The sequence below is a fragment of the Streptococcus oralis genome, from assembly GCF_023109155.1.
Taxonomy (GTDB): Bacteria; Bacillota; Bacilli; order Lactobacillales; family Streptococcaceae; genus Streptococcus; species Streptococcus oralis_BZ.
This window is the reverse complement of record NZ_JALDUA010000005.1, coordinates 120,883-139,794: the sequence shown is the minus strand read 5'-3', so window position 1 is coordinate 139,794 and position 18,912 is coordinate 120,883. Positions and strand designations below refer to the sequence as shown.

Here is an 18,912-nt window from a genome sequence, read left to right as displayed (position 1 = left end):
GCTATGTTTGCGAAGTCTACAGTAAAGCTAGATTTTGGTACTATCAGCAAATTGGAAAGGGCTCAAATCATAGCGCTGGAACAGACTGCTGAATACCTGCATACAGAAGTTGTGCAGGCACAAGTCGTACCATTTGATAAAGGTGTGTTGCAAGGAGAAGCAATGGCTCCAGACTACTCACGTTCATCCCAAGGTGTAGTAAGCCTGGTACATTCCACTCCTTACGCAAGACGATTGTATTTTCATCCTGAATATCAATTCCAGAAGAAAGAAAATCCTCATGCAAAAGGGAAGTGGTTTGAGGATTGGGCTGATGGTGGCAAGAAGTCACACAAAATAAAACAAGCCTACGGGCGACTTTACAAACAAATCACGGGGGTTTAAGCATGATTACATTAGCTGAAGTCCGTGACTGGATTAAAACATTTAATGCAGCTAACAACTACTACATTGGTAAGATCGATAACAAGCAAGAAAACAGTATAGGAATTTACCAACGAAAGACAATCGATGGTCCTCGGGTAGCAATCGGAGGCAGATCACTGGCAAGCTATGATGTCAAATCAATCAGCATCTTAATTCACTGGAACAAGAATGCGAATGAGACTGAGAAGCGTGCTCAGTACCTCTACAATCGTCTATTTGAGGCTGAATCGGTTGTTATCGGTGGAACACCTATTAAGATGATTGCCTTATTACAGAACGAGCCTGTGGACGTAGGAACAGATGATAATAACGTGTATGAGCGTGTTATCGAGCTTGATTTATATTACGAAAGAGAAAGAGAGGGCAACTAATGGCTCAGAAAACTGGGGTATTCCCCGTATATGAAAACCAGTTCCAAGTAAATAAAGGAACTGCAGGAGTTGAATCACTTGTTGATATTGCAGACATGGAATCATTCTCAGTATCATTTGACAATGGTGTTGAAGAATGGAAACCATTTGACCAAAAAGGTTGGACACGTCGTTTGATGACTGCGAAGTCAGTTACAATTTCTGTTTCTGGTAAACGAAATGTAGGTGATGCAGGTAACGACTACATCGCAGGTCTTGCATTTAAAAATGGTCGTGATTCTGAAGCGGACTTTCAATGGACTTTCCCAGACGGGACAAAGGTTAAATTTAAAGATGCCGTTATCAATCTTAAGGACTTTGCTTCGGGGGATTCAACTGGTGTTGGACCATTGTCATTTGACGTCATGTCAAATGGTAAACCGGAAGTGGTGCCAGCAGGTTAATTTAGAGGGTTTCGACCCTCTTTTTATTTTAAGGAGGAAATATGGTTGAAGCTGAAGAAACCAACGCAACAGCAACCATAGCTTTTATTGATATCGATACAGGTATCGAATACAAGGCTGGAGATACTGTTGATTTAAGCGGTAAATCCAAAGAGCGAATCGAGGCTATGGCAAGTAAAGAAAATCGAACTGGTCAAGTACTGATCAATATTTTATCTGAAGAAAAGGAAACTGAATAATGTCAAAAGTAATTGATATCACAGAAAAACTCAATTTTGAAGAAAATCCAAAATTGAAAATTAAAGATGCTGAAATTGAAGTCAATACAGATGCAACAACTGTACTGACTCTGATGCAGACTATCGGTGATGAAGAAGGAACTCCATCTGCCAAAAAAATGATGGAAATGTTTGAGCTAATCTTCCCTGAAAATAGTCGAAAAACACTTGATGAAATGCGTTTGAATTTTGCTGATTTAACTACAGTTATTGAAGCAGCGATGACATTGGTCATGGGAGAAGAAGAAGCGGGAGAACAGTGAGCCATACTATGACCTATTTGAGGATTTCGATTTAATCGTCAGTTCTCTCAGGACACAGTATGGCTTATCTGTATACTCTAATGAATTTAAGAATATGAAGTGGAAAGAGTTCAAGGCTCTCTTAGCTGGTTTGTCCGGAGAAACACCGCTTGGTCGAATCGTCCAAATTCGAAGCGAAGATGACCCCAAAATGCTAGAGGTATTTTCAGAAGGTCAGCACCGTATTCGAAACGAATGGAGATTGAGACTTGCCAAGGAGAAAACTGAACAAGATCTGACTCAAGTTCTTGAAGAATTAAAACAAGCCTTTGTTGAGATGGCTAAGTAGGAGGTGATAGCTATTGGCGCAGACAGTTGGTCAGATTGGTCTTGACCTTGTCGTAAACGACAAACAATTTAAAGGCCAGATGAGTGGCTTGCAAGGGATGGCAACGAAAGCTGCCAAGATGCTTGCAGGAGCATTTGCAATCAAGAAACTTGTTGATTTCGGAGCTCAAGCTATCAAGCTCGGCTCAGATCTCAACGAAGTACAAAACGTTGTTGACGTTGCTTTCCCACGCATGAGCAAGCAAGTCGATGACTTTGCAAAACAAGCTATGTATACCTCTGGGTTATCAGAGACCATGGCAAAACGATACACCGGTACATTCGGTGCGATGACGAAAGCTTTTGGTTTCAGCGAACAAAAAGCTTACGAGATGTCGACAGCCTTAACTAGTTTAGCGGGCGATGTGGCATCTTTTTACAACATTAGTCAAGATGAAGCCTACACAAAGCTGAAATCAGTCTTTACTGGTGAAACAGAGACACTTAAAGATTTAGGTGTGGTCATGACTCAATCAGCGCTTGATGCCTATGCAATGGCTAACGGCTTTGGAAAGACGACACAAGAAATGTCTGAGGCTGAGAAAGTTGCTTTGCGGTTTGCATTTGTAACAGACAAGCTTTCACTAGCTAGTGGCGACTTCGCTAGGACATCTGATAGTTGGGCTAACCAAGTTAGAATTATGAAGTTACAGTTCGAAAGTTTTATGGCAAGCGTCGGAGCTGGCTTGATTAACATTTTTACCCCAGTTATCAAAGTCATTAACTTTTTGCTCAGCAAATTGCTGACAGTAGGTAATGCTTTTAAAGCATTGACTGAACTATTTACTGGCAAGAAGTCTATGAAAGGCTCGGGTATCCAAGAAACAGCTGATGCAGTTGGTAATTTAGGAGAGGCTTCTGATGGTGCAGCAGGAGGAGCTGGCAATTTAGGAAAAGCCGCTAAAGGAGCCGGCAAGGCTGCGGATGGTGCTGGTAAAGCAGCTAAGAAAGCTGCCCAAGAAATGAAATCTCTCATGGGATTTGACCAAATCAATAAACTATCTGACTCATCTGATAGCGGAGATGGTGGTGGAGATTCCGGTGGCGGTCCTGGTGGTTCAGGCGGCGGAGGTGGTGGAACACCTAAAGGCGCTGAAGTCGACATGGGAAAAATTGCTGAAGGTGGGAATCAATTAGACGGTTTGTTTGATGGATTATTTAAACGATTGCTTGAACTCGTCAAATTGTTCCAGGACGGTTTCAATGCTTCATTTAGATTTGATGGTGTTGAACGCCTTCAGAGTGCTTTAAAACGAATCGGTGAATTACTACAAGAGATTTTTACAGATCCAAAAGTTGTTGCTTCTTTTCAAACTATGCTTGATAAGATAGCTTATGCTCTAGGGCAGTTTGTTGGCTCGATAGGGACTGTTGCTCTCGGGATAGGAGTCTTTATAGCCGAAAGTATAGCTAATGGCTTACAGCGCCAAAAAGAGCGTATTAAGAGCGCTCTTGTATCTCTATTTACCAACATAGGAAACGTAGCTGAGGTTGCTGGTAATATCGTTCAAGCTTTCTCAAATGGTTTTTACGATATCATCACATCTTCTGGTGCTGTTAGAATTGGCAGTGCGATTGTATCTGCGATTTTAAGTGCTGGTAGCACAGTAATCGAATTAGGCAGCAAGATAGCAGGAGATTTTGCTAAAGGAATTGAAAAAGCAATAGTCCCGAATGTTCCACAGTTAGTACAAGCCTGGACAGGATTATTAGATGGCATTGCTCCTGTTTTTGAAAGTTTAGAATCACTGGTAAATGATGTTGGTGATGCGTTGAAACGCGTGTACGATGACAAAGCAAAACCATTTATTGACTCTTTGACAAGTGGTTTTGGTCAGTTAATGAGAAGCTTTTTGGATGGGTGGAATACTTACCTCAATCCAGTTCTATCAAAATTGGGCAAAATGTTTTCGGAAGTTTATGACGCTCATGTAAAACCAGCTATCGATAATCTCTCTATGCTTTTAGGTAGTTTTTTTGATTTTTTCAAAGCAGCTTGGGAAGACTTTGTTTTGAATGTAGATGTCACAAAATTTATGGAGATTCTTAGCGGATTAGCAGAAATTATCGGTACAGCATTGATCAATGCTATTGCAGCACTCTCTGATATTATCGGTGGTCTTGCTCAAGCTCTATCTGGTTTGATTGATTTTGTAACGGGTGTTTTTACAGGGGATTGGGATAAAGCTTGGAACGGAATTAAAAATCTATTTTCCGGTATCATCCAATCTCTCTTAGCCGCACTTGGAATTGATATCGATTCGATGATTGCAGAGTTCACACGTTGGTGGGAATCTGTTAAGACTATTTTTGCACCGGTTGTTCAATGGTTCAAGGACAAGTTTAAACAAGCCTGGGATGCCATTGTTGCTATCTTTACCGGTATTGGTTCTTGGTTCTCTCAACGCTACAATGAGTTAAAAAGCAATCTTGCTTCTATTCCTGATTGGTTCAAAGAGAAATTCCGCAACGCGTGGACAGGTTTGACAGGTATCTTCAATCCTATTGCAAGTTGGTTTGCAGGGAAGTGGAGTAATATCCAATCTGCTCTTGCTAGTATACCAGGGTGGTTTTCTTCAAAATTCCGCGAAGCATATAACAATGTCAAGAATGCATTTTCTGGCATTATCGGGTTCTTTAGCGGACTTTGGGGGCAAATACGTTCAACGTTTACTCATGTTGGAACCATGGTAGGGAGTGCCATTGGCGGTGCTGTACGTAGCGTTATTAACGGGGTGCTTGGCACGGTAGAAAGCACAATCAATAGTGGTATCAGCCTACTCAATGGCGCTATTAGCGTGATTAATAAATTACCTGGTGTAAATATCGGTGGATTTAGTTACATTGGACTACCTCGACTTGCTCAAGGTGGCTTTGTTAAGGCCAACACACCACAAATTGCCATGATTGGTGACAACAAGCATTACGGTGAGATCGTTGCTCCGGAAAATAAAATGCTTGAAATGGCACGTCGTGCAGCGGAATTGTCAAATAATGGCGGTGGACCAGAAGTTCTAGCATTACTGACACAGTTGTTGCAAGCGGTTCGTACTCTTGATTTGACAATTGATGGTGATAAAATCACTAAGAAGATTGTAGATAAAATCAATGAAATTGCAATTAAAACAGGGGAATCCCCCCTCATGATTTAGGAGGTATGCATGAGTGAAATATCAGTAGGTGGAGTAGCTCTTGCTTCTCCAGTTGAAATCAGTATCAATAATGAGATTATCTGGTCATCTTCCACAGGGCGTAGCGCTAGTGGATTGATGACGGGTGACGTCATTGCAGAAAAACGTACATTCTCCATCAAATGGGGAATTATCACAGAAGCAGAAAGAAATCTTATCAAGTCTAAATTGGTAGCCGGATTTTTTACTGCAAACATTTTAGGACAGTCTATCACTGGTTATCGCGGAACTATCACAGAGACAGTAATGGGACGTCTGAGTGACGGTGTGACCTATTACAACGGCTTATCTGTATCTATTATCGAGCAGTAGGAGGGATTATGCTAGAAGTAACATCAGATTATATCAAAGCAATAGAGAACCATCTGCGCGTGTTTGAGGCTAACTTTGACTTAAATGGTAAGAGATACACAAAAACCAAAATTGCATCAGCTACTTACGATAGTTCCATCGGTAATAGTAATGATTTTACAATTGGTGGTGGATACATCAACAGCCTAGAAATTGAAATTAAAGAGATCATCGAAGGTCTGCAAGAAATGATGCCGGCAACAATGTCGGTAGCAATTGCGGGTAAAACTGTCCCACTTGGCAAGTTTTTTGTCGCCGAGGTCAAGCTAGACCGTAATGATAAAAAGACCAAAATTAAGCTACAGGACGAGCTTATTAGATTATCTGGTACTTATGATAGTCAGCTTACTTATCCAGCTTATACAAGGGATATTTTAGCCGAAATCGTGAGATTGACAGGTATCACGACAGATACTAATATCCAATTAGTAAATGATCAAGTTGCGAAGAAACTAGAAAAAACAAGTTATCGTGAGGCGTTGGTTTACTTGGCACAATTATCAGGAAGATTCGTCAGATTTAATCGCAATGGGAAGCTTGATTTTATCAAATTAAAGACGACATCGAGACATATTACCAAAGATATGTACAAACCTGGTGGATTAGAACGTGATGAGATACCTTACAGATTGAAAGGTATTGAGTGTAAGTCTGCTGATAAGGTTGTGTATAAATCAGGATTGTCCACAGGTAATATCATGAAGTTAAAAAATCCATGGGTTACACAAGAAATTCTGGATCGTGTCTTCAATGAATACCGAGACTTTAACTTTTATCCATATACATTGTCCTGGCGTGGTGATATGGCTATGGAAGCTGGCGATTGGGTTACAGTACACTGGGATGAAAATATCTATTTTGATATTCCAATGTTGTCCTACAAACTTTCGTTTGATGGTGGTTTATCTGCCCATAGTAGTGGAAATGCTGCTGGAGTTGCACAAGGTACTTATAAATATAAAGGAGCCATACAACGTCAAATAGAGTATTTAGACGAACTTATCACTAAACAAGGTAGTATGTATCTTGATACGTCAAGTCCTACCAACCCCAAAAATGGAGATATATGGTTTAAACCAAATGGTGGCTATGTTGAAATGTGGGAGCGTGTAGAAGGTTCGTGGGTCAAAAAGGCAGATAGCGCTAATGTCGGAGAAATTGTCGATACGATAACCACGGATGAATTGCTAGCAAAAAAAGTCTCCGCAGCAATTGGTAATTACATTACATTAAATGCCAAAAATATAACTGCTGGAGATCTGGATTTAGCACGTTTGCGAATCATGAATGGTTTGCAAGAGATTGTTTCTGTGCGCGACAGTAAAGTTGTGATGAACATTGATAAGCTCACAATAAATTCTAAAGACGTAGCAACGAAAGAAGATCTAAAAAAAATTGAACTGACTCCTGGACCTCAGGGGGAACGTGGGCAACAGGGGGTGCCTGGTATCCAAGGTTTGCGAGGCCCTAAAGGCGACCCTGGACCACAGGGAGCAATAGGTCCTAAAGGAGATCAAGGGGAGAAAGGGGAGCGTGGCTTACAAGGACTCCAAGGTTTGCAAGGTGTCAAGGGCGACCAAGGTATCCCAGGACCTAAAGGAGCTGACGGTCGAACACAGTACACTCACGTTGCCTACGCCGATACTATCTCAGGTAGTGGATTTAGCCAGACAAACGCCGACAAGGCATATATTGGGGTGTACTTTGATTTCAACTCAACTGACAGCGTCAACCCTGCTGACTATCGCTGGACGAGATGGAAAGGTCGTGATGGCGCCGATGGACTACCAGGTAAAGCTGGAGCAGATGGAAGAACGCCTTATGTTCACTTTGCGTATTCTGACAATACGGATGGTTCTGGTTTGACAACGACAGATAACGGACAGCGTTATTTTGGTCATTATTCAGATTATGAGAAACCTGATAGCACAGATAAAACGAAGTACAAATGGGCTGATCGTTGGGCGAAGATTTCTGGTGGAAATCGGAACTATTTCAAGAACGGCAGAACTCAGCAAATCAACACAGGAAATCGTGAAACGTATGATATGCGGACTTTTATCGTTGATGATTTTTGGAAAAATCCAGACAGATTAAAACCAAATTATGTTCATATCTCATTTGAAATCAGCCTATCTCCAGCGCTAGCAAAAGATACACAGGCTAGCGTACATTTTTCGGCTGCCCCTTGGTACAGTAACAGACTCACACTCAAAGCTGGAGTTACTACTCCGCAAAAATTTGAGTTTATTATCGATTTGTCAAAAGCTAATGAAACATACAAGACAAATAATGTTTTTATCAGATTTGGCACAAATTACGGTTTCCCAGCTAATCAGACTGTCACGCTTGAAAATGCCATGTTATCCATAGGTACCAACTTTCTTGGCTATGTCAAAGCCATTGAAGATGTTGAAACTGACATCAATTCCAAAGCTGACCATAAATTGACTAATGACCAATTAAATGCTCTAGCTGAAAAAGCTCAACTTCATGATGTAGAATTAAAAGCTAAAGCGACAATGGATCAGTTCAGTGATTTAGAAAAAGCCTATAATGCTTTTGTAAAATCAAATGCAGAAAGCCAAAAAAAATCTGAATCTGATTTAATCGAAGCGGGCAGAAGAATTGAGTTTTTATCAATAGAATTTGGTGGCTTGAAGGAGATGAAAAAGTTCATTGATACCTATATGAGTGCTTCAAATGAGGGGCTTATCATTGGAAAGAACGATGCTAGTTCATCAATCAAAGTCAGTCATGATAGGATTTCTATGTTTTCTGCAGGTAAGGAAGTCATGTATATTTCGCAAGGTGTGATTCATATCGATAACGGTATTTTCACCGCTTCAGTTCAAATCGGACGCTTTAGAACAGAACAGTATTATCTTGACAAAGATGTGAATGTTGTTCGATATGTAGGAGGTTAAAAAGAGGAAAATGACTAAATTTATCAATTCTAGTGGTCCATTGCACTTGAATATTTATATTGAACAGGTTAGTCAGGATATTACTAATAACTCTTCGAAAGTAAGGTGGCGGGCTACTATCGACCGCGATGGAGGTTACCGAACTTGGAACGCAGAAAACGGAAGTGTTTTATCCGTATGGTTAAATGGTTCAAGTGTATATAAGAGCAATTTAAGTTTCGAAACTGAGGGACAAGAAACTACTCTCGCGTCTGGTGAAGCTACTATTCCTCACAATAGTGACGGAACAAAGACTATGTCTGTCTGGGCATCTTTTGACGCTAACAACGGAATTCATGGCAACATTACAATTTCGACGAATTATACATTCGACAAAATTCCTAGGTCTACGCAAATTTCTAGCTTAGAAGGAAATCGAAATTTAGGTTCACTTCATACCGTTATATTCAATCGAAAAGTTAACTCATTTACTCATCAAGTCTGGTATAGAGTTTTTGGAAGTGACTGGATAGATTTAGGTAAGAACCATACTACTAGCGTTTCCTTTACTCCATCTTTAGATCTTGCTCGACACTTACCTAAATCTAGTTCAGGGCTAATGGACATATGTGTTCGAACATATAACGGTACTACTCAAATCGGTAGTGACGTGTATTCTAATGGATGGCACTTTAAAATCCCAGACAGTGTAAAACCTACCTTCACAGGTCTTTCATTAACTGACATGAATACAGTTGCAAGACGGCTTTTGAGTGGAAATGACTTTTTACAGATTATTTCTGATATTCAAGTTAACTTCAATAATCCATCTGGCGCTTATGGTTCTACTATTACAGGATATCGAGCTGAAATCGTTAATAAAAAAATGGTCGTAACTAAAAACGGTGGTAGTTTTGGTATCATGAACTTTAGCGGTTTGGCGACCATTCGAGCTTATGTTGTCGATAGTCGGGGCAAACAATCAGATACTAAAGATATTACTATCAACGTGATTGAGTATTATGCTCCCTCCTTTAGCTTCTCCGCACTTAGAACTAGAGGTAATCCAAATACATTGCAAGTGTTAAGAAATGCTCGAATAGCCCCTATAATGCAGTCAGGAAAGCAAAGGAATGTAATGTCCTTAACTTTCAAAGTTGCTCAGATAGGTAATGAGAATTTCACGGATGATAATGGGAGTGCATCTGGTAATTTTACAAGTATTCATACATTGACTAACTCAGCTGCTAACATGGCGGGGAATTATCCATCGAATAAATCCTTTGTGATTATTGGTAAGCTTGAAGACAAGTTTACAAGCGTTGAATTTTCTACAACAGTAGCAACTGAAAGCGTAGTAATGTCCTATGATAAGAACGGTCGTGTAGGCATCGGTAAGGTTGCAGAATTTGGGAAACCAGGATCATTGGATGTCTTAGGCGATATCTACTCAAACAACAAGGCAATTCAGCAACATCAGCTGACAAAAAATGGAGGAAACTCCTTGAGCGCTGAGATTGATTGGAACAACTACACAGATTCAGGTCAATACATGGGTTATAATCTATCAAACTCTCCTCAAGGAGGCAATGGTTGGAAACATGTGCAGGTCTTTAAACACAATGATAACTGGGTAGTGCAAGTAGCTTATGATTTCTCAGGACAATTTTTAACAGTTAGAGCTAAAAGCAATGGTAATTGGACACGTTGGGTTGAGTACGCTAAAAAAGATGAGGTTTTATTAAAAACAGAAAGTAGTCCGACAGCCTGGCAAAATGCCAATTTACAAAATGGATGGGGTCATCATAGGGACTATGGGAATGTCCAATTTTCAAAAACATTCGACGGTATTGTGTATTTAAAAGGTACGTGTAAAGGCGGAAATACTACCAGTGAGTCAATTATCTTTACTTTGCCTGAAAATTTCAGACCATCCACAACATTATTTAAGACCGCACTAAACAATGATTATGGTTCTGCGGTTATCGGAATCTATCCAAGCGGTAACGTAGTCGTAAAGGGGAACGTTGACGCTACTTGGCTCAACTTCGATAATGTTTCATTCAAAATTTAAGGAGGAACTATGAAATTAGAGTACGGGACAAAGTCCCAAGAATTTGACGCAAGCGGAAAAGAATCCGCTACAAAGGTCACGCTAGTCAATGCAGATGGTGCTATCGTACCAATTCTCTTACCAGCTGATAAAATCGATTTGTCAAATACAGAATTGCTTGACCTTGCCCTTGATGTTATCTATCAGGAAAACTTTCCACAGCGTGCTGAAAATGAACGCTTCAGAAAGGTAACTCAAGAGCTGCAAAAGAACAAAGAGGCAATGGATAAAGCTGAGCAAGCTACTACTGAAAACAAAGAAAACCTTTATGCGGTTTCAACTATCACTGAGGTCTTGAGTGCCGTGGTAGTATCTCAAAATGGTGGTATGCCTACCTTTGCCTATGAAAAAGTAGCAGCGTTTATCAAACCTCTTGTTAAAGGTACACGATATGCGAATGGTGATATCGTATCAATGCCTTATCCGTATGATACCAATCCAAAATGGCCAAAAGAAACACCGACCATCCTGAAATTCCAGATGCAACCATCTGAAGGGTACACTTGGAAAGAACAGGCTCTTGCTGATATGCTTCAGCAAGGTGTCTTGACCGTGGTCATGCCACGAATTGATTAAGGAGGTTATATGCAAATCGAATTTTTCAATTTTTTTAGAAGCCTCGTTCAAACAGAAGATGGTTTGGTATTGTACGCTCTAGCACTGATTGTCTCGATGGAAATCATTGATTTTGTCACAGGGACAATTGCTGCTATCGCAAACCCTGACATCGAGTATAAGAGCAAAATCGGCATCAACGGACTCCTTCGCAAAATTTTAGGGGTTCTCTTGCTAATGATCCTTATCCCAATGTCTGTTCTACTTCCTGAGAAGACAGGCTTCGCATTCTTGTACTCGATTTATCTCGGGTACATTGCATTTACTTTTCAATCCCTCATTGAAAATTACCGTAAACTAAAAGGAAATGTCACTCTTTTTCAGCCGATTTTAAAAGCGTTTCAGCGCTTGTTTGAGAAAGACGAAGATAAAAACAAAGGAGAATAAACATGATTAACTGGAAAGTACGATTTAACTTAAAAAATAAAACATTCTTATTGCGAGTGGCATTTGCTTTAGCTTTGCCAATTCTCGCATATTTTAATCTTAAACTAGAAGATTTGGTTAGCTGGGGAGTCATTTTAGACTTGCTTGGCAAATTCTTTGCGAACCCTTATCTTGTGGGGTTGACGATTGTAAATATTCTAAATATCATTCCAGACCCAACAACTGTAGGAATTTCTGATAGCAAACGTGCTCTTGACTATCAAGAACCAAGTGGATTAGGAGAAAACAATGAAGAAAAATGACTTATTCATCGACGTATCTAGCCACAATGGATACGACATTTCAGGTATTTTGGAAGAAATGGGTACACAAAATACCATCATCAAGATTTCAGAAAGTACAAGCTATCTGAACCCTTGCTTAACGGCTCAAGTTGAGCAGTCAAACCCAATCGGATTTTATCATTTCGCATGGTTTGGAGGTGACATCGAAGAAGCCGAACGAGAGGCACGCTACTTCCTTGATAATGTACCTCAAAAAGTAAAATACTTGTGTCTTGATTACGAAGATCACGCTAGCGGAGATAAACAGGCAAATACAGATGCATGTATTCGCTTTATGGAAATCCTCAAAGAAAATAGCTATGAGCCAATCTATTACAGCTACAAGCCATTCACGCTCAATAATATCTATTATGAGCAGATTCTTGCGAAATTCCCAAACAGCCTTTGGATTGCTGGGTATGGTTTGAATGATGGTACAGCTGATTTTGAATATTTCCCATCCATGGACGGGATTCGCTGGTGGCAATACTCTTCAAATCCGTACGACAAGAACATTGTTTTACTAGATGATGAAGAAGTTAAACCCAAATGGAAAAGAAACGATACTGGATGGTGGTATGAATACCCCAATGGTGCTTATCCAAAAGAGGAGTGGGAAAAGATTGATGGTATCTGGTACTACTTCGACGAGAGAGGTTATTCAATAGCTTCTCGCTGGTTGAAGGATGATGGTAAGTGGTATTATCTAAAAGAAAATGGCGCCATGGCCATTGGTTGGGTATTTGTGAATGGCAAATGGTACTATCTTGATGCTTCAGGAGCAATGGTCACTGGCTGGGTTCAATACAAGGACAAACTATACCATCTCAAAGAAGAGAACGGGGCAATGTCTTCAGAAGAACTTGTTAAAGTTGAAGGTGGCTGGTACTACGTCAACGAAGATGGCAGTCGTTCAGATAAACCGGCGCTTGATGTATTACCTGATGGATTAATTGTTACTACAAAATAAAGAAAGGAGAATTTTCTTCTTAACGACCCGCAGGCTCAGGCTTGCGGGCTTTTTTTGTTTTATAAGGGGCAAAAAAGGGGCAAAAATGTCGTAAATGTCTGTAAAACGATGTAAAAAGTCAACTTTGCTCTCGTTTTAAAGCTCTAAATTTCAACGTATTGTGAAACAGTGTAAATTATCGTATCGCCTATAACTGTTGTGTGCTCTTTTTTCGTGCTTTTTTCGAATAAATAAGATAAAATAGCCTAGAATAAATGATTATAGAAAAGAGAAAAATATGAAAATTCGTGGTTTTGAATTGGTTTCGAGTTTTACAGATGAAAATTTGTTGCCTAAGCGTGAGACAGCTCATGCAGCTGGGTACGATTTAAAGGTTGCCGAACGAACTGTCATTGCGCCAGGTGAGATTATATTGGTCCCAACAGGAGTTAAGGCTTATATGCAACCGACAGAGGTGCTCTATCTCTATGACCGTTCTTCAAACCCTCGTAAAAAAGGCTTGGTCTTGATTAACTCTGTGGGTGTCATTGACGGAGACTATTATGGCAATCCAGGGAATGAAGGACATATCTTTGCTCAGATGAAAAATATTACTGATCAGGAAGTGGTTCTCGAAGTTGGGGAACGTGTGGTTCAGGCTGTCTTTGCTCCTTTCTTGATTGCAGATGGAGATGAGGCAGATGGCGTGCGGACTGGTGGATTTGGATCGACAGGGAAATAGAGGGATAAAATGGCAGACTATTTATTAGTTGTAGACATGCAGTCAGATTATGTTGCTGTAGGAAAAGCCTATCATGAAGAACTGACTGCAGCTGTAAATGACAAAATTGCTACTTATCCCAGCGACCGAGTTATCTATATTCTCAATCGTTTTTTCTGGGAGAGAAAAGATAGAAAGAAGAAATTTGCGACCAACTTGTTAGTTGTATCTTCTCGTATCTTTGAGAAGTGTCGGGCTTCTTGCTTTACTAATCCAGATTTAAAAGATTTTTTAGAGGGAAATGGTGCTAAGAGCATAGAGTTTATAGGGGTAGATGGCAATTTCTGTGTCAAGGCTTCCGTTTTGGCAGCTGTCAAGGAGAATTATCAGGTTTCTGTCGATTTGTCTGCTGTCGGAGTTGCCAACCAGAATAAATTTCAAAATACATTGTATAAGTGGCATTCTTTCGGAGTAACCGTAAAAGGAGAATTATTATAGCTAAGAAAAAAGCGACATTTGTATGTCAAAATTGTGAGTACAACTCACCTAAGTATTTAGGACGCTGTCCAAACTGTGGGTCTTGGTCTTCTTTTGTAGAAGAGGTTGAGGTTGCAGAGGTCAAGAATGCGCGTGTGTCCTTGACAGGTGAGAAAACCAAGCCCATGAAACTGGCTGAGGTGACTTCCATCAATGTCAATCGAACCAAGACGGATATGGAGGAATTCAACCGTGTGCTTGGAGGCGGAGTGGTACCAGGAAGTCTCGTCCTCATCGGTGGGGATCCTGGGATTGGGAAATCAACCCTTCTCCTACAAGTTTCAACTCAGCTGTCCCAAGTAGGGACTGTTCTCTATGTCAGTGGGGAGGAGTCTGCCCAGCAGATTAAACTCCGTGCAGAGCGCTTGGGTGATATTGATAGTGAGTTTTATCTCTATGCAGAGACCAATATGCAGAGTGTTCGCGCAGAAGTAGAAAGAATTCAGCCAGACTTCCTCATTATTGACTCTATCCAGACTATTATGTCTCCTGAGATTTCAGGGGTGCAGGGGTCTGTTTCTCAGGTACGTGAGGTGACAGCTGAACTTATGCAATTAGCGAAGACTAATAACATTGCCATCTTTATCGTAGGGCATGTGACCAAGGAAGGAACCTTGGCGGGTCCGCGTATGTTGGAGCATATGGTAGATACAGTGCTTTACTTTGAAGGGGAACGTCACCATACCTTTCGTATCTTGAGAGCAGTCAAAAACCGTTTTGGTTCCACTAATGAGATTGGCATCTTTGAGATGCAGTCGGGCGGATTGGTTGAGGTGCTCAATCCGAGTCAAGTTTTCCTAGAAGAGCGTTTGGATGGAGCGACTGGCTCATCAATTGTGGTGACTATGGAAGGAACCCGTCCGATTTTGGCGGAGGTTCAGGCTTTAGTGACACCAACTATGTTTGGAAATGCTAAGCGCACAACGACAGGTCTTGATTTCAATCGTGCAAGTCTGATTATGGCTGTTTTGGAAAAACGAGCAGGGCTTCTTTTGCAAAATCAGGATGCCTATCTCAAATCTGCTGGTGGTGTGAAATTGGATGAGCCTGCCATTGACTTAGCCGTTGCAGTGGCTATTGCCTCTAGTTACAAGGACAAGCCTACCAATCCTCAGGAATGTTTTGTGGGTGAACTGGGCTTGACCGGAGAAATTCGGCGCGTGAATCGCATCGAACAACGTATTAATGAAGCGGCAAAACTGGGCTTTACCAAGATTTATGTACCCAAGAATTCCTTGACAGGAATCACTCCACCCAAGGAAATTGAAGTCATTGGTGTGACAACGATTCAAGAAGTTTTGAAAAAGGTCTTTGCATAATCCGTGACAAATCCTCTTAAAAATGATAAGATAGGAGAAATATTTGATTATCAAATTTTTGAGGAGGGAATCGTGTCGTATTTTGAACAGTTTATGCAAGCCAATCAGGCTTATGTTGCCCTACATGGGCAGTTAAATCTGCCACTTAAACCCAAAACCAGAGTAGCTATCGTGACCTGTATGGACTCACGTCTACACGTTGCGCAAGCTCTAGGTTTGGCCCTTGGGGATGCTCATATCTTGCGGAATGCGGGTGGTCGAGTAACTGAGGACATGATTCGTTCACTGGTGATTTCCCAACAACAGATGGGAACAAGAGAGATTGTGGTGTTGCACCATACAGACTGTGGAGCTCAAACCTTTAAAAATGAAAGTTTTCATGAACATTTGAAACACGAGCTCGGAGTTGATGTGTCTGATCAAGATTTTTTACCATTTCAGGATGTTGAAGAGAGCGTGAGAGAGGATATGCAATTGCTTAGAGAGTCTCCACTGATTCCTGATGATGTGGTTATTTCAGGTGCTGTCTATGATGTGGATACAGGAAGTATGAGAGAAGTATACTAACTTTGTCTCGAAAAAATCTCATCCTAGCATAAAATCGATTGTTAAAATGTAGGATTTTTAGTTTTAATATAACTAATATAAAATAGTATAAAACAAGGGTATAAATGTTTACTCTTGTTTTATTTTTGATTGAAAAATAAAGGAAAAAGCGCTACAATGGTAGATGGAAAATGTTGTGTAAAAAACAAGTGATACATAAATACCGGAGGAAATCATGTCTTTTTCTGATTTAAAGCTGTTTGCCCTTTCTTCTAATAGAGAATTGGCAGAGCGTGTGGCGCAAGAAATTGGGATAGAGTTGGGGAAATCGACTGTTCGCCAATTTTCAGATGGAGAGATTCAAGTCAACATCGAAGAATCAATCCGTGGAAAACACGTCTTTATCCTACAATCAACGAGTTCACCTGTAAATGATAATTTACTTGAAATTTTGATTATGGTGGACGCATTGAAGCGTGCTAGTGCAGAATCTGTCAATGTTGTTATGCCTTACTATGGCTATGCACGTCAGGATAGAAAAGCGCGCGCCCGTGAGCCAATCACTGCAAAACTCGTTGCAAACATGCTAGAAGTTGCTGGGGTAGATCGTTTGTTGACGATTGATTTGCACGCTGCACAGATTCAGGGATTCTTTGATATTCCCGTAGATCACTTGATGGGTGCTCCATTGATTGCGGACTATTTTGAACGTCGTGGCATGGTTGGCTCTGACTACGTGGTTGTCAGCCCAGACCATGGTGGGGTGACTCGTGCTCGTAAATTGGCAGAGTTTTTGAAAACTCCGATTGCGATTATTGACAAACGCCGTAGTGTAGACAAGATGAATACCAGTGAAGTGATGAACATCATTGGTAAGGTAGAAGGTAAGACTTGTATTTTGATTGACGATATGATCGATACAGCTGGAACTATTTGTCATGCGGCGGATGCTCTTGCTGAAGCAGGTGCTGTTGAAGTATACGCAAGCTGTACGCACCCAGTTCTTTCAGGGCCAGCTATGGACAATATCCAAAAATCAGCTATTAAAAAATTGGTTGTTTTGGATACGATCTACCTACCAGAAGAGCGTTTAATTGATAAGATTGAACAAATTTCGATTGCTCATCTTCTAGGCGATGCTATTATCCGTATTCACGAAAAACGTCCTCTTTCTCCCCTATTTTGTATTGAGAAAAAGATTTAATCTTTCACTTGAAGTAGACAGAACTCCTAGCAGGTTTCTTTTCTTGCTAGGAGATTTTTATAGTCAAAATCTGCAAGCCTTTTCAAAATGTGCTATACTGAGAAAAAAGGAGGATTTCTATGAGTCAAGAATTTATCAATCCAAGTGATGGTGTGATCCGTCAGTATCTGGCGACCAGTAAAACGTTAGCGGTAGTGGGCTTGTCTGACCGTGAAGAAACAACTAGTAATCGAGTAACCAAGGAAATGCAGGCTCGAGGCTATAAAATCATTCCAGTTAATCCCAAGGCTGCAGGTGGGGAAATCTTGGGAGAAAAGGCTTATGCGAGTCTAGCTGAGATTCCTTTTCCTGTGGACATTGTCAATGTGTACCGACGTAGCGAGTTTTTACCAGATGTGGCGCGTGATTTTCTCAAGGCTGATGCTAAGATTTTTTGGGCACAACTGGGACTTGAAAGCCTAGAAGCGGAAGAAATCTTGCGTGCTGGAGGATGCGATGACATCGTGATGAATCGTTGTATTAAGAGAGAACATACTCGCTTAATTCTTGAGCAATAAAAAGGTAGCCATGGACTACCTTTTTATTTTATAAAGTACCAATCAATGCTTGCATGCCAAGACTGGTAAGGATGATGGCAATCCAGCAAAGGGCTCCAAGAAGAATGGATTTACCGCTGGATTTGACCATGGCTACTAGATTGGTTTTGAGACCGATGGCACTCATGGCCATGATGATAAGGAATTTGGAGAGTTGTTTGAGAGGGGTGAAGAAGCTACTAGACACGCTGAGAGAGGTGAGAAGAGTCGTTAAGAGAGAGGCTAGGATAAAATAAAGGATAAAAAGTGGGAAGACTTTTTTTAGTTGGAAATCTTGGCTGTTTTTTTGCTGGCGACTTTGCCAGTAGGAGAGAAAGAGAGTGATGGGGATAATAGCCAGAGTTCGTGTGAGTTTCACAATAGTTGCAGATTCAAGGGTATTGGTCTGATAAAGACTGTCCCAGGAGCTGGCGGTAGCCGTTACAGAAGAAGTATCATTGACCGCAGTTCCTGCAAAGAGGGCAAAACCTTCATTGGATAGGTGAAGCCAGGTTCCTAGCGTTGGAAAGATAAGTGCTGCTAAGACATTGAAGAAAAAGATAACGGAGATGGCTTGGGCGACTTCTTTTTCCTTGGCATGGATAACGGGTGCTGTCGCAGCAATGGCAGAACCACCACAGATAGAAGAACCCACTCCAATCAAGGTAGCCAGTTTTGTGTCTAGCGCAAAGAAACGCTGGAAGAGGTAGGCAACGATTAAGGAAATCGAAATGGTGGAAAGGATGACGGGGAGTGAAGATTGTCCAACTGCGAAGACTTGCGAGATATTGAGACCAAAACCGAGTAAGATAACGGCATACTGGAGCAATTTCTTGGAACTAAAGGTCAAACCTGCATCTAGTTGTTTGTAGGGTGAGAGCCATGGGTGGAGGAGCATTCCAGCAAAAATTGCAAAGACAGGTGCACCCACGACGGGGAAAAATCCTCCCAGGAACCATGATACGATAGAAATGAGAAGGCAGGCCAAGATGCCTGCTCCATTTTTTGATAAAAATGACATATAAACC

The 18,912-nt window shown here is 40.9% G+C and carries 21 protein-coding genes; 20 read left to right on the top strand and 1 reads right to left on the bottom strand.

Translation table 11 applies throughout. From position 1 onward, the window contains the following. Positions 1 to 3: 3 nt before the first annotated feature. From M1F63_RS09315 to M1F63_RS09220, 20 genes are all read left to right on the top strand, one after another. A complete protein-coding gene (locus tag M1F63_RS09315; RefSeq protein WP_247941267.1) occupies positions 4 to 384 on the top strand; it encodes a hypothetical protein in 381 nt (126 codons plus the stop codon). A gap of 2 nt (positions 385 to 386) precedes the next feature. Beyond that, positions 387 to 797, top strand: a complete 411-nt coding sequence (locus M1F63_RS09310) for a minor capsid protein (RefSeq protein ID WP_247941266.1) — start codon at positions 387 to 389, stop codon at positions 795 to 797. Further along, positions 797 to 1,240, top strand: coding sequence for a phage tail tube protein (locus M1F63_RS09305; RefSeq protein WP_247941265.1), 444 nt, complete (start codon positions 797 to 799; stop codon positions 1,238 to 1,240). Before M1F63_RS09310 ends, M1F63_RS09305 begins: the two co-directional genes overlap by 1 nt. Before the next feature lie 41 nt (positions 1,241 to 1,281). Next, positions 1,282 to 1,479 (top strand): hypothetical protein, encoded by a 198-nt coding sequence (locus M1F63_RS09300; RefSeq protein ID WP_138099587.1) that lies wholly within the window; start codon positions 1,282 to 1,284, stop codon positions 1,477 to 1,479. Beyond that, entirely contained in the window at positions 1,479 to 1,781 is a 303-nt protein-coding gene (locus M1F63_RS09295; RefSeq protein WP_084911549.1) for a hypothetical protein, read from the top strand. Before M1F63_RS09300 ends, M1F63_RS09295 begins: the two co-directional genes overlap by 1 nt. Before the next feature lie 34 nt (positions 1,782 to 1,815). Continuing rightward, the gene (locus M1F63_RS09290; protein WP_029680951.1) at positions 1,816 to 2,109 is read left to right on the top strand and encodes a Gp15 family bacteriophage protein; all 294 of its coding nucleotides are present in this window, start codon (positions 1,816 to 1,818) and stop codon (positions 2,107 to 2,109) included. Between the two features lie 13 nt (positions 2,110 to 2,122). Further along, positions 2,123 to 5,299, top strand: a complete 3,177-nt coding sequence (locus M1F63_RS09285) for a phage tail family protein (protein ID WP_247941264.1) — start codon at positions 2,123 to 2,125, stop codon at positions 5,297 to 5,299. Positions 5,300 to 5,308: 9 nt separating this feature from the next. Further along, positions 5,309 to 5,650, top strand: coding sequence for a hypothetical protein (locus M1F63_RS09280; RefSeq protein ID WP_049479251.1), 342 nt, complete (start codon positions 5,309 to 5,311; stop codon positions 5,648 to 5,650). An 8-nt stretch (positions 5,651 to 5,658) separates the two neighbouring features. Continuing rightward, positions 5,659 to 8,616 carry a collagen-like domain-containing protein gene (locus tag M1F63_RS10205; protein ID WP_345772916.1) on the top strand — a complete coding sequence of 986 codons (2,958 nt, stop codon included), beginning with the start codon at positions 5,659 to 5,661 and terminating at the stop codon, positions 8,614 to 8,616. Positions 8,617 to 8,626: 10 nt separating this feature from the next. Then, complete coding sequence (locus M1F63_RS09270) at positions 8,627 to 10,669, top strand: DUF859 family phage minor structural protein (RefSeq protein ID WP_247941263.1); 2,043 nt, start codon at positions 8,627 to 8,629, stop codon at positions 10,667 to 10,669. 9 nt (positions 10,670 to 10,678) lie between these two features. Next, positions 10,679 to 11,284, top strand: a complete 606-nt coding sequence (locus M1F63_RS09265) for a DUF1366 domain-containing protein (RefSeq protein ID WP_247941262.1) — start codon at positions 10,679 to 10,681, stop codon at positions 11,282 to 11,284. 9 nt (positions 11,285 to 11,293) lie between these two features. Then, entirely contained in the window at positions 11,294 to 11,710 is a 417-nt protein-coding gene (locus tag M1F63_RS09260; RefSeq protein ID WP_247941261.1) for a phage holin family protein, read from the top strand. 2 nt (positions 11,711 to 11,712) lie between these two features. Next, entirely contained in the window at positions 11,713 to 12,012 is a 300-nt protein-coding gene (locus M1F63_RS09255; RefSeq protein ID WP_247941260.1) for a phage holin, read from the top strand. Then, entirely contained in the window at positions 11,999 to 13,003 is a 1,005-nt protein-coding gene (locus M1F63_RS09250; RefSeq protein ID WP_247941259.1) for a GH25 family lysozyme, read from the top strand. The genes M1F63_RS09255 and M1F63_RS09250 overlap by 14 nt, the downstream gene beginning before the upstream one ends. A 277-nt stretch (positions 13,004 to 13,280) precedes the next feature. Then, positions 13,281 to 13,724, top strand: coding sequence for a dUTP diphosphatase (locus M1F63_RS09245; protein WP_000701976.1), 444 nt, complete (start codon positions 13,281 to 13,283; stop codon positions 13,722 to 13,724). Between the two features lie 9 nt (positions 13,725 to 13,733). Further along, complete coding sequence (locus M1F63_RS09240) at positions 13,734 to 14,201, top strand: isochorismatase family protein (RefSeq protein WP_000796430.1); 468 nt, start codon at positions 13,734 to 13,736, stop codon at positions 14,199 to 14,201. Then, positions 14,198 to 15,559: a DNA repair protein RadA gene (gene radA, locus M1F63_RS09235; RefSeq protein ID WP_080976174.1), complete on the top strand. Its 1,362-nt coding sequence runs from the start codon at positions 14,198 to 14,200 to the stop codon at positions 15,557 to 15,559. The genes M1F63_RS09240 and radA overlap by 4 nt, the downstream gene beginning before the upstream one ends. Positions 15,560 to 15,631: 72 nt before the next feature. Further along, positions 15,632 to 16,126 (top strand): beta-class carbonic anhydrase, encoded by a 495-nt coding sequence (locus M1F63_RS09230; RefSeq protein WP_025172955.1) that lies wholly within the window; start codon positions 15,632 to 15,634, stop codon positions 16,124 to 16,126. Between the two features lie 214 nt (positions 16,127 to 16,340). Beyond that, positions 16,341 to 17,309, top strand: coding sequence for a ribose-phosphate diphosphokinase (locus tag M1F63_RS09225; RefSeq protein ID WP_000010174.1), 969 nt, complete (start codon positions 16,341 to 16,343; stop codon positions 17,307 to 17,309). Positions 17,310 to 17,428: 119 nt separating this feature from the next. Next, positions 17,429 to 17,866, top strand: a complete 438-nt coding sequence (locus tag M1F63_RS09220; RefSeq protein ID WP_000076478.1) for a CoA-binding protein — start codon at positions 17,429 to 17,431, stop codon at positions 17,864 to 17,866. A 28-nt stretch (positions 17,867 to 17,894) separates the two neighbouring features. Here the strand turns inward: M1F63_RS09220 and M1F63_RS09215 are convergent, their stop codons facing one another. Next, a complete protein-coding gene (locus M1F63_RS09215) occupies positions 17,895 to 18,905 on the bottom strand; it encodes a YeiH family protein (RefSeq protein WP_247921316.1) in 1,011 nt (336 codons plus the stop codon). Positions 18,906 to 18,912: the final 7 nt, after the last annotated feature.

Excerpts from the sequence above, each read along its gene's own strand:
- M1F63_RS09315 (WP_247941267.1), top strand. The coding sequence starts at position 4 with ATGTTTGCGAAGTCTACAGTAAAGCTAGATTTTGGTACTATCAGCAAA.
- M1F63_RS09310 (WP_247941266.1), top strand. The coding sequence starts at position 387 with ATGATTACATTAGCTGAAGTCCGTGACTGGATTAAAACATTTAATGCA.
- M1F63_RS09305 (WP_247941265.1), top strand. The coding sequence starts at position 797 with ATGGCTCAGAAAACTGGGGTATTCCCCGTATATGAAAACCAGTTCCAA.
- M1F63_RS09300 (WP_138099587.1), top strand. The coding sequence starts at position 1,282 with ATGGTTGAAGCTGAAGAAACCAACGCAACAGCAACCATAGCTTTTATT.
- M1F63_RS09295 (WP_084911549.1), top strand. The coding sequence starts at position 1,479 with ATGTCAAAAGTAATTGATATCACAGAAAAACTCAATTTTGAAGAAAAT.
- M1F63_RS09280 (WP_049479251.1), top strand. The coding sequence starts at position 5,309 with ATGAGTGAAATATCAGTAGGTGGAGTAGCTCTTGCTTCTCCAGTTGAA.
- M1F63_RS10205 (WP_345772916.1), top strand. The coding sequence starts at position 5,659 with ATGCTAGAAGTAACATCAGATTATATCAAAGCAATAGAGAACCATCTG.
- M1F63_RS09270 (WP_247941263.1), top strand. The coding sequence starts at position 8,627 with ATGACTAAATTTATCAATTCTAGTGGTCCATTGCACTTGAATATTTAT.
- M1F63_RS09265 (WP_247941262.1), top strand. The coding sequence starts at position 10,679 with ATGAAATTAGAGTACGGGACAAAGTCCCAAGAATTTGACGCAAGCGGA.
- M1F63_RS09260 (WP_247941261.1), top strand. The coding sequence starts at position 11,294 with ATGCAAATCGAATTTTTCAATTTTTTTAGAAGCCTCGTTCAAACAGAA.
- M1F63_RS09255 (WP_247941260.1), top strand. The coding sequence starts at position 11,713 with ATGATTAACTGGAAAGTACGATTTAACTTAAAAAATAAAACATTCTTA.
- M1F63_RS09250 (WP_247941259.1), top strand. The coding sequence starts at position 11,999 with ATGAAGAAAAATGACTTATTCATCGACGTATCTAGCCACAATGGATAC.
- M1F63_RS09245 (WP_000701976.1), top strand. The coding sequence starts at position 13,281 with ATGAAAATTCGTGGTTTTGAATTGGTTTCGAGTTTTACAGATGAAAAT.
- M1F63_RS09240 (WP_000796430.1), top strand. The coding sequence starts at position 13,734 with ATGGCAGACTATTTATTAGTTGTAGACATGCAGTCAGATTATGTTGCT.
- M1F63_RS09225 (WP_000010174.1), top strand. The coding sequence starts at position 16,341 with ATGTCTTTTTCTGATTTAAAGCTGTTTGCCCTTTCTTCTAATAGAGAA.
- M1F63_RS09220 (WP_000076478.1), top strand. The coding sequence starts at position 17,429 with ATGAGTCAAGAATTTATCAATCCAAGTGATGGTGTGATCCGTCAGTAT.
- M1F63_RS09215 (WP_247921316.1), bottom strand. The coding sequence starts at position 18,905 with ATGTCATTTTTATCAAAAAATGGAGCAGGCATCTTGGCCTGCCTTCTC.